This is a genomic window from Streptomyces tubbatahanensis, from assembly GCF_022699385.1.
Classification (GTDB): domain Bacteria; phylum Actinomycetota; class Actinomycetes; order Streptomycetales; family Streptomycetaceae; genus Streptomyces; species Streptomyces diacarni.
In genome coordinates, this window is record NZ_CP093846.1 from 4,907,862 (window position 1) to 4,921,514 (window position 13,653).

The 13,653-nt window shown below is 73.3% G+C and carries 15 protein-coding genes; 12 read left to right on the forward strand and 3 right to left on the reverse strand.

The window, feature by feature from the left end; genetic code table 11:
* Nucleotides 1-13: 13 nt before the first annotated feature.
* Both MMF93_RS21185 and MMF93_RS21190 read right to left on the reverse strand, forming a co-directional pair.
* Complete coding sequence (locus MMF93_RS21185; RefSeq protein WP_242753889.1) at nucleotides 14-331, reverse strand: RpnC/YadD family protein; 318 nt, start codon at nucleotides 329-331, stop codon at nucleotides 14-16.
* Nucleotides 328-1,275, reverse strand: a complete 948-nt coding sequence (locus MMF93_RS21190) for an RpnC/YadD family protein (RefSeq protein WP_242753893.1) — start codon at nucleotides 1,273-1,275, stop codon at nucleotides 328-330. Before MMF93_RS21190 ends, MMF93_RS21185 begins: the two co-directional genes overlap by 4 nt.
* A gap of 301 nt (nucleotides 1,276-1,576) precedes the next feature.
* Between MMF93_RS21190 and MMF93_RS21195 the strand changes: the two genes are divergently transcribed.
* The 12 genes from MMF93_RS21195 to MMF93_RS21250 all read left to right on the forward strand — a co-directional run bounded on the left by MMF93_RS21195 (nucleotide 1,577) and on the right by MMF93_RS21250 (nucleotide 12,683).
* Nucleotides 1,577-2,620, forward strand: a complete 1,044-nt coding sequence (locus MMF93_RS21195; protein WP_242753896.1) for a hypothetical protein — start codon at nucleotides 1,577-1,579, stop codon at nucleotides 2,618-2,620.
* On the forward strand, nucleotides 2,617-3,363 hold the full coding sequence (gene cpaB, locus MMF93_RS21200; protein WP_242753898.1) for a Flp pilus assembly protein CpaB: 747 nt from the start codon (nucleotides 2,617-2,619) through the stop codon (nucleotides 3,361-3,363). Before MMF93_RS21195 ends, cpaB begins: the two co-directional genes overlap by 4 nt.
* Before the next feature lie 6 nt (nucleotides 3,364-3,369).
* Complete coding sequence (locus MMF93_RS21205) at nucleotides 3,370-5,202, forward strand: CpaE/TadZ family protein (RefSeq protein ID WP_242753900.1); 1,833 nt, start codon at nucleotides 3,370-3,372, stop codon at nucleotides 5,200-5,202.
* Between the two features lie 6 nt (nucleotides 5,203-5,208).
* Nucleotides 5,209-5,637 carry a TadE family protein gene (locus MMF93_RS21210; protein ID WP_242753902.1) on the forward strand — a complete coding sequence of 143 codons (429 nt, stop codon included), beginning with the start codon at nucleotides 5,209-5,211 and terminating at the stop codon, nucleotides 5,635-5,637.
* 199 nt (nucleotides 5,638-5,836) lie between these two features.
* Nucleotides 5,837-7,207, forward strand: coding sequence for a TadA family conjugal transfer-associated ATPase (locus MMF93_RS21215; RefSeq protein ID WP_242753905.1), 1,371 nt, complete (start codon nucleotides 5,837-5,839; stop codon nucleotides 7,205-7,207).
* A 104-nt stretch (nucleotides 7,208-7,311) separates the two neighbouring features.
* Entirely contained in the window at nucleotides 7,312-8,268 is a 957-nt protein-coding gene (locus MMF93_RS21220; RefSeq protein ID WP_242757688.1) for a type II secretion system F family protein, read from the forward strand.
* 4 nt (nucleotides 8,269-8,272) lie between these two features.
* Nucleotides 8,273-9,163, forward strand: a complete 891-nt coding sequence (locus MMF93_RS21225; RefSeq protein ID WP_242753908.1) for a DUF5936 domain-containing protein — start codon at nucleotides 8,273-8,275, stop codon at nucleotides 9,161-9,163.
* Between the two features lie 385 nt (nucleotides 9,164-9,548).
* A complete protein-coding gene (locus MMF93_RS21230) occupies nucleotides 9,549-9,752 on the forward strand; it encodes a hypothetical protein (protein WP_242753910.1) in 204 nt (67 codons plus the stop codon).
* Nucleotides 9,753-9,802: 50 nt separating this feature from the next.
* Entirely contained in the window at nucleotides 9,803-10,450 is a 648-nt protein-coding gene (locus tag MMF93_RS21235; RefSeq protein WP_242753913.1) for a hypothetical protein, read from the forward strand.
* Nucleotides 10,451-10,482: 32 nt separating this feature from the next.
* Nucleotides 10,483-11,076 carry a hypothetical protein gene (locus MMF93_RS21240; protein ID WP_242753915.1) on the forward strand — a complete coding sequence of 198 codons (594 nt, stop codon included), beginning with the start codon at nucleotides 10,483-10,485 and terminating at the stop codon, nucleotides 11,074-11,076.
* Nucleotides 11,077-11,078: 2 nt separating this feature from the next.
* Nucleotides 11,079-11,831, forward strand: coding sequence for an OmpA family protein (locus MMF93_RS21245; RefSeq protein WP_242753917.1), 753 nt, complete (start codon nucleotides 11,079-11,081; stop codon nucleotides 11,829-11,831).
* A gap of 147 nt (nucleotides 11,832-11,978) precedes the next feature.
* Complete coding sequence (locus MMF93_RS21250) at nucleotides 11,979-12,683, forward strand: hypothetical protein (protein WP_242753918.1); 705 nt, start codon at nucleotides 11,979-11,981, stop codon at nucleotides 12,681-12,683.
* Here the strand turns inward: MMF93_RS21250 and MMF93_RS21255 are convergent.
* Entirely contained in the window at nucleotides 12,620-13,648 is a 1,029-nt protein-coding gene (locus MMF93_RS21255; RefSeq protein ID WP_242753920.1) for a hypothetical protein, read from the reverse strand. The genes MMF93_RS21250 and MMF93_RS21255 overlap by 64 nt on opposite strands.
* Nucleotides 13,649-13,653 lie beyond the last annotated feature (5 nt).

Sequence of the window (13,653 nt, forward strand, 5' to 3'; positions counted from 1 at the left end):
GACCCCGCGCTGGTTACCCAGCGCCGACGTGACGGTCAGCGGCCGGGCTCCGTGGGGGGGGCTCGCTCTCGAACAGCTGGTCGGCGTCCGTGATCCTGACAGCTCGCTCCAGCCAGGTGTCGAGGACCTCCGGATCGGTGCAGGCGGCCAGGCGGGCGCGCTGGGTTTCGGTGACGGGAATACCGCGCATCTCCAGCAGACGCAGTACGGAGCGCGCCTGGCCTTCGGCTTGGCCTGCAGCCATACCTTCGGCCATACCTTGGGCCTTGCCCTTGAGGAAGGTCTCCTCGACCAGGGTGCCGCGTCCGGGGAAGTAGCTGCCGTTCTTCATGCCTGCTGCTTCCCCACGAACAACTGGTCGGCGTCCGTGATCCTGACAGCTCGCTCCAGCCAGGTGTCGAGGACCTCCGGATCGGTGCAGGCGGCCAGGCGGGCGCGCTGGGTTTCGGTGACGGGGACACCACGCATCTCCAGCAGACGCAGTACGGAGCGCGCCTGGCCCTCGGCTTTGCCTGCAGCCTTACCTTCGGCCATACCTTCAGCCTTACCTTCGGCCTGGCCCTCGGCCTTGCCTTTGAGGAAGGTTTCCTCGACCAGGGTGCCGCGTCCGGGGAAGTAGCTGCCGTTCTTCATGAGCTTTCTCCAGGTCTGCCGGGCCGGGGTGTTGCCGAGGCCGGACTCCATCAGTTCCGAGTAGTAGTTGAGGGATTCGCTGTCGGCCGTGCCGAGGGCGCGTGCCAGGGCATCCAGTATGACGGTGATGTCCGGGCTCTTGCTATGTGTCATCGCCGCGAAGGTGGCCATGGCCAGGTCTTCGGCGGCTTCTTCCGGGTCGACGATCATGGGGACGTTTCCGGGGCCGAGCACCAGCGGACGTACGGTGAGGGGCTTCCAGTCGTCGGGCCCCAGGTGGAAGGGGCCGGCGGCCCACTCGGCGGTGTCCTTGTCCTGGCAGACGACCACCAGCAGGGATGCGCAGTTGTTCTGCGCGGTGAGGAACGAGAGGTAGTAGGCCCAGCTCGCGGCCTTGTCCTGGTCGCGTCGGCTCTGGGCCTCGACGGCGAGCATCACGGGAGGGCCGCCGTCGCGCGGGGTGAGCCGCAGCACGCTGTCCAGACGCCGCTCGATCGGTTTGAGTTCGGTGGCGTCGGGGGTGAGCACCTCGACCAGGGAGTCCTCGGGGAGGGAGACACCCAGCAGTCGGAAGGTGGGGACGAGCAGCGCGGGTCGTTCCTGGAAGATGCGGTGCGCCGTCTCGTGACGGGAAGTGACCATGCGCGGAATGTATGAAGATCGGCTCGGCGTGGCGCGGGAAACGGGTCCTGGTCACCGGATCGTGTGAACGTACGCGCCCGGACTGTCTGTGCCGGTGCTGTGTGTGCGGGGGTGGGTGGTGCGGTTGGGGCCGAGGGTGGGGCGGGTAGGGGTGGGGTCTTGGGGAATGGTTCCCCAGGCGGGGGGCCGTGGCTAGTGTGTGAGGTCGGCAAGGGCCCGACAGCGCGGGTGTCCGGCCTGCGGGAAGGACGGAAGGGGCGGTCCCGAACCGGCTTTCGTGGCAGACCTGGGGGAGGCGGATGTGTCCACGGCGTTAGCGGTCACCAGCCCCGATCACCTGCTCGCGCCGCCCGACCGGCACACGCCGCGCGCGCACGTGCTGACGCCGCCCGGTGAGCAGTCCCTCCAGGCAGCGCTCGACGAGACCCACGCGCTGCTCGAACAGCACGGCTACCTCGTCACCCTCTACCCGGCCTCCCTCCCCACCCCCTTCCTGCACCGGCTGCACACCGTCAGAGCGCTGCTGGACAGCCGCCGCATCGCCCTGCTGCCCGTGCCGCTGCCGCCGCTGGCGACGGGCGTGCTGGTGCGGCAGCTGCGGCAGCTGTCCCTGTGCGACTTCTCGCCCGGGGTGCTGGGCGCTGCCGCGCGGCTGCTGACGCACTACGTGTACGCGGGGGCGGTCCTCGGCTCGGTCGCCAAGCTGGACCGCGTCCCCGTCACCGTCGGCTCGCACGCCCGCTCGTGGCTGCCCGGCAGCCAGTTCGCCGTGCTGGCCTCGCCCACGCCCGAGCTGCTGCGGATCGGCGGTGCGCAGGAGAGCGAACGGGGTCTGACGGGGCCGCAGTTCGCCACCGACATGACCGTCGCCCACGGCAGGCTCGGCTCCGACTGGGCGAGCCGCACGCTGCCGGCGCGCTGGCGGGCCGGCCAGGTCGCCCAGGCGCCGCTGCCCGCGGACTCGCCCGCGTGGTGGGGTACGGACAAGCTGACGGAGTTCGCGGCCGCCATCCCGGACGTCTCCGTGCTCTACCAGCTCGTCGCCTCGGTGCGGCGCGACACCTGCCACGGCTGCGGCCTCGAACTCATCGGCGACCGCTGCGCGTTCTGCGCCACCGCGCTGTCGCCCGCACCGCCCGCTGCGCTCTCGTCTGCGCCCGCCACCCCCTCGCCCACACACACGCCGCCCACACACACGCCGCCCACGCCCGCCACCCATGCGCCCGCGCACGAGCCGCCCGCCCCCGACGCGGCCCCCGCGTCGCCGCCCTCGGGGCCGGGGGTCGCCGGTCGCCACGCGGACGAGCGCCCCGTCGTCGCCGACCCCCGAGGTATCCGTCCATGAACTCACGCCAGCGCCGTGGCGTCCTCCTCCTCGTCCTCTCACTCGTGTGCGCCCTCGCCGCGTTCGCCGGGGTGCTGGCCGTCGTCCGGAACGTGCAGGCCAAGGTCGGTGACGAGGTGACGGCCTACAAGTTGAAGAAGGACGTGCCCGCCTACGAGGCGCTGGAGGCCTCGCAGCTGGAGCGGATATCGATGCCCGAGCGCTGGCTGCCCGTCACCGCCGTCACCGATCTGGGCGACCTCCGCCACAAGATCGCGGTCAACCCGCTCAAGAAGGGGTCGCTGCTCCAGTCGGACATGATGGCCAAGCGGCCCGAACTCGAAGAGGGCCAGCAGGAACTCGCCATCATGATCGACGCCGAGACGGGGGTCGCCGGAAAGATCAACCCGGGCGACCGCGTCAACATCTACGCGACGTTCGAGGGCGAGCAGCGCGAGGGCACAGGGCGCGGCGGTGAGCGGAGCGGGGACGCGTCCGAGTCCCGGCTCCTCGTCAGCCGCGTCAAGGTGATCGACGTGGGCGAGCTGACCCCGCTCGACGACGACGGCGACCGCGACGACCGCACCCGGCGCCGGGAACGCGAGGGCGTGCCGATCACGTTCGCGCTCTCCACCCAGAACGCCCAACGCGTCGCCTACGCCGAGTCGTTCGCCGAGCATGTCCGGCTGGCCCTCATCGCGCCCGGGGACGAGACCCAGGTCCCCGAGGAGGACCGCATCTACACGCTCCCCTCAGACGAGTGAGGCCCCATGGACATCCGCATCCAGCCGGCCGTCAGCGACCCGGACGCAGCCCGCTCGCTGGTCACGCTGGTCAGCCAGCTGCCCGGCAGCGAGCCGCTGCCGCCGGCCGTGGACTCGACCCGGCTCATGGACGTCCTGGCGCGGCAGGCCGAGGAGGCACCGGCCGAACTGCCCGAGGTCGTCCTCGTCCACGAGCTGATCGGCCCGGCCTCCGCGCTGGAGGTGATCGGCCAGGTCGCGCTCCGGTTCCCGGCCGTGGGCGTCGTCCTGGCCACCCAGGACACCAGCCCGCGGCTGTACTCGGCGGCCATGGACGCCGGAGCGCGCGGCGTGGCCGGGCTGCCGCTGGCCTATGACGAGCTGGAGGCCCGGGTCACCGCCGCCGCCACCTGGGCGCGCGGGGTGCGCCGCCACCTCGGCGGCGGCTACGAGCGGGGCCACGGCGTGGACTCGTACGGCTTCGGCGGTGGCGGCGGCACGCTGGTCACCGTCACCGGGGCCAAGGGCGGGGTCGGCACCACACTGACCGCCGTCCAGCTCGCGCTCGCCGCCCGCGCCTCCGGACGCGACACGGCACTGGTGGATCTGGACCTCCAGGCCGGTGACGTCGGCTCCTTCCTCGACGTGCGCTTCCGCCGCTCCGTCGTCGACCTCGCCGGGATCAAGGACCTGTCGCCGCGCGTTCTCCAGGACGCCGTGTACCCGCACGAGACGGGTCTTGGCCTGCTGCTGGCCCCGGCGGAGGGGGAGCGCGGCGAAGAGGTGGACGAGCGGGCCGCCGGGCAGCTGGTGGCCGCGCTGCGCGCCCGCTACGAGGTCGTCGTCGTGGACTGCGGCACCCAGATGCACGCGGGGAACGCCGCCGCGATCGAGTCGGCCGACGCGGCGCTGCTGCTGACCACCCCCGACGTGATCGCGGTACGCGGCGCCACTCGCATGGTCCGGTTGTGGGACCGGCTGCAGATCCGCAAGGCGGAGGAGACGCTGACGGTCGTCAACCGCGTCTCCCGGCACAGCGAGATCCAGCCGCAGCTCGTCGCCCGCATCACCGGCACTCCGGTGGCGCGCACGAGCGTGCCCGCCCACTTCAAGGAACTCCAGTCGGCGCTGGACGCGGGGCGGATGCAGGACCTCGACCCCAAGGGCAGCGTGCGGCAGGCGCTGTGGGGGCTCGCGGGAGAACTCGGGCTCACGGCGCAGAGCAGGGCCCGGACGCAGCCCGCGCGGCTTCCCGCCCCTTCGGGCGGCCGGGCGACGGGCGCGAACCGGCCACGGCACGCGCTGCCGCCGGGCGGCCCGCCGACCGCCGGCCCGGGGCTGGGCTCGGCCGCCGGCCCGGGGCTGGGCCAGGCCGCGGACCGGGGCCAGGATTCGGTCGGTCCGGGTTCGCCGGGCGAGAGCACCGCGCACGCCCCGTCCGATACGGGCGCCGCGGGGTTCCTGCGGCGCCGGATCGCGCCCCGTATCCGGCAGGAGGGCGAGCGGGGTGCGCTGTCCGTCGAGTTCGCCGGGATGGCACCCGTCGTGCTGTTGACACTCGTCCTGCTGTGGCAGTGCGTGCTGATCGGCTACACCTTCACCCTCGCGGGCAACTCCGCCGACGAGGCGGCCCGCGCCGCCACCGCGGCCGCCGCCTACGGCGACCCGCAGGCGGCGTGCGAGTCCGCGGCGCGCGCGCACCTGCCCGCCAAGTGGCGCGAGGGCTCCTCGGTCAGCTGTCGCAGGGGCGGCACGGTGTGGAAGGCGGATGTCGACCTGCGGACGCCGATCCTGTTTCCGGGCGCGGCGGGGCTGCCGTTCACCGTCGGCGGCGAGGCGGGCGCGGCGGAGGAGGGGTGAGGCGGCATGAGACGGCGCGAGCGGCCCCGCGCGGGCGGGGCCTTCGCCGCACCGAGGCGCCGGGGCCCCCGCGGCGTGCGGTCCGACCGGGGTTCCAGCGCCCTGGAGTTCGCCGGGATGCTGCCGCTGCTGCTGTTCGTGGCGATGGCCGCCATCCAGCTGGGCATCGTCGGCTACGCAGTGCAGCAGGCGGGTACGGGGGCCCGGGCGGCGGCCAGGGTGGCCGCGCAGGAGGAGATCGCCGACCGGTACCGGGCGAGCGGGCGTGCGGCCATGTCCGACTGGACGGCGCGCCGCGCCAGTTTCGCCCTGTCGGACGGGGGCGACGAGGTCGAGGTCACCGTCACGGTGACCATCCCGTCGCTGATCCCCGGCGTCGACAGCTTGGGCGAGGCGTCCAGGTCGGCGACGATGCCGAGCGACGGCGACGCGTGAGCGCGGACGACCGAGCCGGTGCGGCAGCCGGGCTCGGAACGAGGATTGCCGGGGTCGGAACGGGGACGGCAGGGCTCGGAACGAGGACAGCCGGGGTCGGCACGGGAACAGCTGGGCCCGGCGCGAGGACAGCCGGGGCCGGCGTGAGGACAGCCGTGGCCGCGGTGCCGGGGGTCGGACACAAGAGCGAGGGGGGACGATGAGTCTGCGGTCCCGGATCACCGCGGCCACCGCGCACCAGGGGCCCGAGGGCGCCGCGGGGGAGGGCGGGGCCTCCGCCGACCCCACCAGCCACCTGGTGGCGAGCTACCGCACCAAGCTGCTGGAGGAGATCGACCTCGCCGAGATGTCGGCGCTGACACCGGCCGAGCGCCGGGCCCGCCTGGAGAGGGTGCTCGGCCACCTCATCAGCCGGGAGGGCCCTGTCCTGGCGACCGGCGACCGCACGCTGCTCATCCGCCGCGTGGTCGACGAGGCGCTCGGTCTCGGGGTGCTGGAGCCGCTGCTGGAGGACGGCTCCATCACCGAGATCATGGTCAACGGGCCCGACCAGATCTTCGTCGAGCGCGGCGGCCGGGTCGAGCAGGTGCCCGTCCGCTTCGCCTCCGACGAGCAGTTGATGCAGACCATCGAACGCATCGTCTCCACCGTCAACCGGCGCGTGGACGAGTCGAACCCCATGGTGGACGCCCGGCTGCCCTCCGGAGAACGGGTCAACGTCATCATCCCGCCCCTGTCGCTGACCGGCGCCACCCTCACCATCCGCAGGTTCCCGCGCGCCTACACGCTCGGCGAACTCATCGGGCTCGGCACCCTGGACGCGCACCTGCTGGCGCTGCTGTCCGGCTTCATCCGGGCCCGCCTCAACGTCATCGTCTCCGGCGGCACGGGCAGCGGCAAGACGACACTCCTCAACGCCCTCTCGGCGCTCATCCCCGAGCGGGAGCGCATCATCACCGTCGAGGACGCCGCCGAACTCCAGCTCCAGCAGGGCCACGTCATCCGGCTGGAGACGCGGCCGCCCAACGTCGAGGGCAGGGGCCAGGTCACCGTCCGCGACCTGGTCCGCAACTCGCTGCGCATGCGGCCCGACCGCATCATCGTCGGCGAGGTGCGCGGCGGCGAGACCCTGGACATGCTCCAGGCCATGTCCACGGGGCACGACGGATCGCTGGCGACCGTGCACGCCAACAGCGCCGAGGACGCGCTGATGCGGTTGCAGACCCTGGCCTCCATGTCGGAGGTCGAGGTGCCGTTCGCGGCGCTGCAGGACCAGATCAACTCCGCCGTCGACGTCATCGTCCAGCTCGCCCGCCTCGCGGACGGCACCCGCAAGGTCGTCGAGATCGCCCTGCTGGCCTCCCACGGGCGCGAGACCTTCCAGCTCGCGACGGTCTCCCGGTTCGCCGCCCGGCCCATGGGCCCGGACGGCCGGGTGCACGGCGGGTTCGCGCACCTGCCGCTGCCGCGCCGCGTCGCCGAGCGGCTCCAGCTGGCGGGCGAGCCGGTGCCCGCGGCGTTCGGCGTCGCCGGCAGCGACGATCAGCTCGCCACCCGGGAGGCCGTGTGATCCCCCCGTACGCGCACGCGGCACCGTCCGCACTCACGCACACGGCACCGCCGCCGTCTCCGGGCTCCGCGCCGTCACCGCCGGGCTCGGCGACGGCGCTGGCGCTGGACGCCGCTGCCCGGTTCGCGCTCGGGGCCGCGCTGGTCGCCTGCGCGCTGGCCGTCGCCGGTGTGGTCACCTACCTCTCCGGACGCGCACGCCGCCGGGCACTGCTCGCACGGCTGGCCGACGGCGAGCACACCGCCGGGGCACTGGCGCCGGGGCCCGGCGGCAGACGGCGCCGCTTCGCCGGGGTCGACCGCCGCGTGCGCGCCACCGGGCCAGGGCGCCGCCTCCAGGCCAAGCTGACCGCCACGGGACTCGACGTGACGCCCGGTGAGTACGTCGTCGCCATGGCCGCGCTCGTCACCGTTTTGTGGATACTGGCCTCCTGGGCGCTGGCGCCGTTCTTCGGGCCGCTGGCGGGACTGATCGGTGTCCTGGCCTCCAACGCCTTCCTCGGGCACCAGCGGCAACGCCGCACCGAACAGTTCATCAACCAACTGCCCGAACTCGCGCGCATCCTCGCCAACGCCACCTCGGCGGGGCTCGCGCTGCGCACCGCCCTCGGCATGGCCGCCGAGGAACTGGAGGCGCCGGCGGGCGACGAGCTGCGGCTGGTGACCGACCAACTCGCGGTCGGCCGCTCCATCGACGACGCGCTCGGCGAACTGGCCGAACGGCTGCCCTCCAGGGAACTCGTCGTCCTCGTCACCACGCTCGTGCTCTCCAACCGCGCGGGCGGCACCATCGTCGCCTCCCTGCGCAACCTCACCACCACACTCGAAGAGCGCAAGGAGACCAGGCGCGAGGTCCGCACCATGCTCGCCGAGGTCAACGCGACCGCCTTCACCATTCCGCTGCTGGGGCTCGGCGCGATGCTGATGATGAACTCGATGATGCCCGGCGCCCTCGCCCGCGTCACCGGCAGCCCCGTGGGGCAGATCGCCATGGTCATCGCCGTCGGCCTGTTCGGGGCCGGGTTCTGGGTGATCCGGCGGCTCGGCAGGATCGAGGTGTGAGGCCGTGATCGCACTCGGACTCGCCGTCCTCGCCGCGCTCGCGGTGTACGGCGCCTTCGCCGGCTGGCGGATGTACCGCGCCGAGACGAAGCTGCCCGCCGATCTGGCCGTCGCCCTGGAGGTCGGCGCCACCCGCACCACCAAGGGCGAGGCCGCCGTCGACCGCCTCGGAATGCGGCTGGCCCCCCTGGTGCTGCGGCTGATGGGGCCCGGGCAGGTCGCCAGGAAGCGCCGCAGAATCGACCAGGCGGGCAACCCCGGCGGACTCACCCTGGAGCGGTACGCGGCGCGCCGCGCCGTCTACGGCCTCTTCGGGCTCCTCATGGCGCTGGTCGGCCTGTCGGCAGGCAGCCTCTTGTTCACCGTGCTGGTGCTGGCGTTCGGCTGGTTCGCGGCCGACCTGGTCATCCGCCAGGCCATCAAGGACCGCCGGCGCGTCATCGAACGCACCCTGCCCGACTTCCTCGACGTCCTCGCCGTCGTCGTCTCCGCCGGACTCGGCTTCCGGCAGGCGCTGGAACGCGTCGCCGACCGCTACGCGGGGCCCTGGGCCGACGAACTGCGCATCACGCTGCGCCAGATGGACATGGGCGTCAGCCGCCGCCAGGCCTTCGACGAGCTGCGCAGACGCAACGCGAGCGACCAGGTCGACCAGTTCGTCACCGCCCTCCAGCAGGGCGAGGAACTGGGCGCCCCCATCGCCGAGACGCTCATCCAGATCGCCACCGACATGCGCCGCACCGACGCGCAGAACGCCCGCCGCAAGGCCGCGAAAACCGTTCCCAAGGCGACCATGTCCACCATCGCCTTCCTGCTCCCCGGCACCCTCATCCTCATCGTGGCGACCTTCATCCTCGGTTCGGACACGGACCTCGGCTCCGTACTGGGGGGCTGAACCATCAACGGGCCCGCTCTGCCGACGTGTTGGGCCGCGCACCCCCGCGGACGGGAGGCCCCTGGCCTCCCGCGCGGCCGGAGCCGCGTGGCAGCCGCCGCTGTGCTTCGCCGCCTTCCCGCACGTCACCGCCGCCCCGCCGATGCGGAGGCCAACGGGTTTCTCGCCACCTCTTCGCCGCCGCAACGAGATGTGGCACAGTCTGCATTCGGGCAGCGACTGTTAGCTACACCGCGCGGGGGTGAGGGAGGGGGGGCGCGCGACGTGACGTCACCGAGCCGCTGCGGCCCCCACCGGGGCCGCCACACGCGGTGGGCGAGCCGGACGGACGCGGGGGCGTGTCCCTGCGGGGACAGCGAGTCGACCACCAACGGAGGAGATCCCGATGTCGAACGCCATCCGCAGGCGTATCCGGACCCGCGTCACCCGCCTGCGCGGGCCCGCCGCGGACCGGGGCGCCAACTCGATCGAGTACGCCGGCATCGTCATCCTGGTCGCCGGCATCATCCTCGCCATCCGGGCGCTGGGGCTGGACTCGATGATCTCCGGGGCGATCGCCAACGCCGTGAGCGCCGTCCTCGGAGGCTGACGGCGCCCGGCGCTGCGGACCGTGGCCAGACGGTCATCCTGTACGGCGCCGTGATCGCGGGGCTGCTCTTCCTCGCCTTCGCCTTCTTCGCCGTCGCCCAGGCCGCGACGGTCCGGAACGGCGGCCAGACCGCAGCCGACGCCGCCGCGCTGGGAGCCGCGCGGGACGACAGGGACCTCCTCTTCGACGGTTTCGTGGACGCGCTGTCCGAGGAGGGGGAGTGGCGGGACTGGCTGGACGCCCTGACCCCGTTGCCGGGTGACGGCTGCGGCGAGGCCGCCCGCTTCGCCGACCGCAACCGCTCGGACCTGGTCACCTGCGACCCCGCGACGCGCGAGGGGGACAGCGGCTACATCGTCGGGGTGGAGACGCGCTTCGACACGGGCGACACCTTCGTTCCCGGCGCCGATCACAAGAAGGCGCACGCCACCGCCACCGCGGTCGTGAAGCCCCGCTGCACGGCCGAGACCGGGACCGGGGGCGGACCCGAGGAAGACGGGGCCGAGGGCGGGCCCGAAGACGGGGCCGCGGACGGTTCCGAAGACGGGGCCGCGGGTGGGTCCGACGACGGTTCCGACGGGGCCGAGGGCGGGGAGATCGAGCTGACCTGCGACGACGAGAACCTCACGATCGACCCCGACGACGAGGACCTCGACGTGGAACCGTCGGACCTCTTCTCGGTGGTGCTGGTCGAATGACGAGCGGACGAGGAATGAGAGCCGGGCACTTGATGAATCTTCGACGCACCACGGGCCTTCGCCGGGGCCTCACCGCGGTGGTCCTGTCGGCCGGCCTGGTGCTGGCGGCGGCGGGCTGCGGCGGGGGAGGCGACGGCGGCGACGACACCAAGGAGCCGCGCCCCTCCAGGTCGGAGGAGGACGGGGGCGGCGGTGACCGTCCTGGCGGAACGGGGAACGGCGAGCCGCTCGCCGAGGTGAGGGGCGGGGACGACATCACCCTCACCATCGCCTCGGCCCGCCGCGAGTCGGGCGGGTTCGTGACGGTGACAGGCAAGGTCACCAACGGAGGCGGGAAGGTCTGGGTCGCCCCCGGGTGGGAGGGCAAGGAGTCCGAAGTCGCCCTGCGCAACAAGCTCTCCGTCGCCGGCGCGAAGCTCGTCGACAAGAAGGGCAAGAAGCGCTATCTCGTGCTCAGGGACACCGAGGGCCGGTGCCTGTGCACGTCCTTCGGGCAGCCGATCCAGGCCGGGAAGTCGAAGACCTGGTACGCCCAGTTCCCCGCGCCGCCCGAGGGCAACGACAAGGTCGAGTTCCAGATCGCCGACATGCCTCCCGCGGGCGTGACCCTCGGTGGGGAGGGGTGAGGATGGGGCTGCGCGGGCCGCGGCTGACCAGGACGCTGGCGTGTTCGTCCGCCACGGCGGCACTCGTGCTGGGTCTGCACGCCCCACAGGCCGGGGCCGACGATCCCACCCCGCACCCGACGCCCTCCATCCCGGACATCGCCACGCAGTACCCCACCGACGACCCCACCACCATCCCCACCGGCCAGGCGCCGTCTCTTCCCGGGGAGAAGGGTCCTGGGGATCCGGGGTTCAGTGAGCCGCCGGACAGCATCGGGGAGGCCGAGGCGCCGGTGGAAGTCGACCCGAAGGCGGAGGGGCTGCGGCTGGCCGACGGGGCGAAGCTGGCGGATCCCAGGGTGCTGGACATCAAGTTCGTGACCGAGGACCTGGGCGGTGAGGAACGCCGCGAGGACAGCACGGTCAAGACGAAGTTCACCCTCCAGGCCGAGGTGCTGTTCCCCAAGGACAGTGCGAAGCTGAACAGCGGAGCGAAGGACCGGATCAAGGCGATCGCCGAGGAGATCGAGAAACAGGACAGCACCGAGGTGAACGTCTTCGGCTTCACCGACGACCTCGGCTCCTACGAACACGGCAAGAAGCTGTCCAAGAAGCGGGCCACCGCCGTACAGACGGAGTTGGCGGCCCGGTTGGGATCCGATGTCAGCTTCCACGTACGCGGCTACAGCGAGGACTACCCCGTCGCCGACAACGGGACGGAGGACGGGCGGAAGAAGAACCGCCGCGTGGAGGTCTCCTTCCCGAAGAAGGACTGAAGGACCCGCCCTTGCGGCCCGGTCCGCGCGGCCTGACGATGAACGGCACCGGCAGCGACGAAGGGACGGTGCGGCGTGGGAAGCGGCAGTGCGGCGACGGACGCCGGTCCGGCGACGGACGCCGGCCCGGCAACGGATGCTGATCCGGTGGCTGACGCCGGTGCGGTGGCGGACGCCGGTCCGGTGACCGGTCGCGCGGGAGGGCGCGCCGGGGGCGTCGGCGGAGGGAGCGCACGTGCACGCCTGCGCGCCTGGTCCGCCGGCTGGACGGCGGGCGCAGCCCACACGCTCGGCGCGGCCCTGCTGATGATCACGGAGTGCGTACGTCAGGACGTGGCGGGACTCGGCGAGAAGGTGCCCCCTGGCGCCGAACTGCCGCACTATGCCGCCGACTTCCGCCACCTTGTCGATGTCTTGGGCGGCCAGTGGTGGTTCAGGGCGGCGGAGGACGTGCGCGACGCCGTCGCTTTCGGCGAACCGCGTGCCGCGCTGTGGGCGGCCGTCTGCGCGGCGCTCGTCGTCCGCGGGAACCCGCAAGGACCGCCTCGCCTCCAGGGCCTGCTGTCCCTCGTGGGCGCCTTCTACTGCGTGGTGGCGGCCGTGGCAGGCCTCCCGTACCTGGCGCTGGCCGGTCCCGCTCTCCCGTTCGCGCTGGTCATCGGCGCGGTGGCGCTGGCGGTGGCGACCCCGGCATGGTGGCGCCGCGCGCTGGGGCGCGAGGGCAGGCGCCCGGAACCGGACGCGCGCCGGTACGAGGGTCCGAAGGGCCGGTACGAGGGCCCGACGGGTCACTCCGTGGCGTCGGCGGCGCACAGCGTCCGGCTGCCGCCGTCGACCTTCCAGGACCAGTAGCGCGGGTGCGTACCGCTGTCGCCTTCCCGGCACGGGTTGGGCCGGTCGTAGACGCCGGTGATGGTCAGCAGCCGGTCGTAACGGCTTCGTCCGCCGTTTCCCCCGTTCCCGTCCTCGCCGCTCCCGGAGTCCCCGCCCGAGGGCGGCTGGGAGGAGCAGGCCGGCGCCGACATCAGCGCGGCCCGCAACCGGCCGCGGTCGGACTCGGCCAGCAGGCACTGGTCGGTGCGGAACTGCCGGGTGACGCACAGCGTCGTCCTGCCGTGCGTCCAGGCGGCGCGCCCGTTGCCGGCGGGACAGGACGTTTCCGGGTCGCCGCCGTGGCCCGCCGTGTGGACGGCGGTCACCCGGGTGAACGCCCGGTCGTCGCCGCACTCCACCCGCGTGGCCTCGGTGGGTGCCGGACGGCTCCAGCCCGACCCGTTGCCGTGCACGGTCAGGCACTGCCCGGCCCGTATCGAACGGAAGTCCGCCGCAAGGGAGTCCGAGTCGCTGCCGGGTCCCGCCGCGGGGCCGGTCGCGCCGGGCGTGCCGCGGGGCGGGGCCGGCAGCGCGCTGCCGGGCGTGGGGCCGAGCCGGGACGGTGACGGGGCGGTGGTCGCGCTGTCGTCGGGGCGCGGCGTGGGGTACGCGGGAACGCTGCTGGCACTGGGTGAGGGGCGGGCCGCGGCGCTGTCGGCGGAGCCGGGCGGGCTGACGACCTTGGGCAGGATCAGCGTCGCGAACAGCGCTGTGGCCAGCAGGAGACGGCGCCGCCCACGGCGGGCGCCCTCCCGCACCTCGGCCGACGTGCCCGGCACTTCGGCTGACGTGTCCGGCGCTTCGTCTGACGTGCCCGACATTTCCGCTGGCGTGTCCCGCGGCGCGGGTGGCCGCTCCTCGCGCCCGCCGCCTGGGTCCGTTCCGCCGTCGTCGGGCTGCTGCTGCCCCGTGCCGCTGTCGGCCCGCCGCTGTGCACCGCTCATACGCC

Excerpts from the sequence above, each read along its gene's own strand:
- MMF93_RS21185 (WP_242753889.1), bottom strand. The coding sequence starts at position 331 with ATGAAGAACGGCAGCTACTTCCCCGGACGCGGCACCCTGGTCGAGGAG.
- MMF93_RS21190 (WP_242753893.1), bottom strand. The coding sequence starts at position 1,275 with ATGGTCACTTCCCGTCACGAGACGGCGCACCGCATCTTCCAGGAACGA.
- cpaB (WP_242753898.1), top strand. The coding sequence starts at position 2,617 with ATGAACTCACGCCAGCGCCGTGGCGTCCTCCTCCTCGTCCTCTCACTC.
- MMF93_RS21205 (WP_242753900.1), top strand. The coding sequence starts at position 3,370 with ATGGACATCCGCATCCAGCCGGCCGTCAGCGACCCGGACGCAGCCCGC.
- MMF93_RS21210 (WP_242753902.1), top strand. The coding sequence starts at position 5,209 with ATGAGACGGCGCGAGCGGCCCCGCGCGGGCGGGGCCTTCGCCGCACCG.
- MMF93_RS21215 (WP_242753905.1), top strand. The coding sequence starts at position 5,837 with ATGAGTCTGCGGTCCCGGATCACCGCGGCCACCGCGCACCAGGGGCCC.
- MMF93_RS21230 (WP_242753910.1), top strand. The coding sequence starts at position 9,549 with ATGTCGAACGCCATCCGCAGGCGTATCCGGACCCGCGTCACCCGCCTG.
- MMF93_RS21240 (WP_242753915.1), top strand. The coding sequence starts at position 10,483 with ATGAATCTTCGACGCACCACGGGCCTTCGCCGGGGCCTCACCGCGGTG.
- MMF93_RS21245 (WP_242753917.1), top strand. The coding sequence starts at position 11,079 with ATGGGGCTGCGCGGGCCGCGGCTGACCAGGACGCTGGCGTGTTCGTCC.
- MMF93_RS21255 (WP_242753920.1), bottom strand. The coding sequence starts at position 13,648 with ATGAGCGGTGCACAGCGGCGGGCCGACAGCGGCACGGGGCAGCAGCAG.